Here is a 229-nt window from a genome sequence, read left to right as displayed (position 1 = left end):
AGCGTTTATTTCGGGGCCGCCTGATAGTTGGTATGCGGAAGTGTTAAAAGTCGCTATAAACGCAAATGGTGCGTTTTTAGAGCCATTGCCACATTCAGAGGTAAAGGCAACTGCTAAGTCTATTGCTCGTTGGGTATGGCGCAATCACACAGAAGCACATGCCAAATTTATCGAGCGTCAGACTGTCAAAGGGCGTAAAGGCGGTCTAAGCAGTGATTCCAGTCATGGC

The 229-nt window shown here is 47.6% G+C and carries 1 protein-coding gene; it reads left to right on the top strand.

Translation table 11 applies throughout. The features are described 5' to 3' along the window. Positions 1-229: primase C-terminal domain-containing protein (locus RRF55_RS28325; RefSeq protein ID WP_439419344.1), on the top strand; the 229-nt coding region annotated here is incomplete at both ends.

Source organism: Klebsiella sp. K47, from assembly GCF_051858335.1.
Classification (GTDB): domain Bacteria; phylum Pseudomonadota; class Gammaproteobacteria; order Enterobacterales; family Enterobacteriaceae; genus Klebsiella; species Klebsiella pneumoniae.
Note: the sequence above shows the minus strand (reverse complement) of the source record. Positions and strands in the feature narration are given on the sequence as shown.